At 61.0% G+C, this 1010-nt stretch carries 1 protein-coding gene; it reads right to left on the bottom strand.

The features are described 5' to 3' along the window. Positions 1-466: 466 nt before the first annotated feature. Positions 467-931 carry a hypothetical protein gene (locus BN2106_RS00015; protein ID WP_050696539.1) on the bottom strand — a complete coding sequence of 155 codons (465 nt, stop codon included), beginning with the start codon at positions 929-931 and terminating at the stop codon, positions 467-469. Positions 932-1010 lie beyond the last annotated feature (79 nt).

The following is a 1010-nucleotide window of genomic DNA, read 5'->3' as shown; positions in this document are numbered from 1 at the left end:
CGGTGGGGTCAATGTTTTTTTTTCAAGCAGAAGACGGCATACGAGATTGGTCAGTGACTGGAGTTCAGACGTGTGCTCTTCCGATCTACTGGATCCACGGTGCCGGTTGGCCCCGTGGAACCGGTCGCACCCGTTGCGCCGGTAGCTCCCGTTGGCCCGGTCGCTCCCCCGCCCGAACCGGTTGGGCCCGTGGGCCCGGTTGGCCCAGTCGGCCCCGCTGGCCCGGGGATCGGACAAGGGACACAGCAGGGTGAGCAGCAGTTTTGCTGCAAGTGATCATTCGGATAGATATTCATTGCAAAACCTCCCTGTCAAACAAGATAACTGTCCTTACTATCAGAATATGCGGTAAGGGGGAGGTGGACACAGGGAAGGCAGGCGGCCCGGACAAAAAGGGCGGGCGGCTCCTGAAACGTGTTCCAGAAGCCGCCCGCCGGGTAAGCGATGTTTGAAAGGAGAGTTCTGCTTATTTGGTGATGACCTCCGCCTTGCAGGTGGAAACGAATGTGGGGTCGCTGTTGTTCGCGCCGACCAGAACGACGACGCCGAATTCGTTGATCAATACGGTTCCCTGCCCGACCGTCTGCCCGCCGGCGTTGATGTCCACGCCGGTTGTGCCTACCGGCAGGTAGGAGCGGACCGCCGCTTCGCAATCGGCGCCGCAGCCTTCCACCGTGGGCGCGGGAAGATACGTGATCGCGTTGTTATACGTGGCGCTGGTGATGCGCACCGCCGCGATCCGGCAGATGGAAAGGGCCTCCTGCGGGACGCCCTGCGCGTTGGTCAGCTGGAACAGGCCGGAATTGGGGTTTGAATCGGGCCCGGGAAGCAGGCTTCCGGGCCGGCCGCTGGCGTTGTTCCCGCTTTCCATCGCAACCACCACGTTATTGGTGGGATAAAGCTGGATGATCTGCTGGAGAAGATTCCGCATTCGCGGACACCACCGCCTGCGCCTGCGTCGCGCAAATGCGGAATCTTCTCCAGCAGATCATCCAGCTTTATCCCACCAA

The sequence above is a fragment of the Anaeromassilibacillus senegalensis genome, from assembly GCF_001261775.1.
Classification (GTDB): domain Bacteria; phylum Bacillota; class Clostridia; order Oscillospirales; family Acutalibacteraceae; genus Anaeromassilibacillus; species Anaeromassilibacillus senegalensis.
This window is presented reverse-complemented; position numbering and strand designations above follow the sequence as displayed.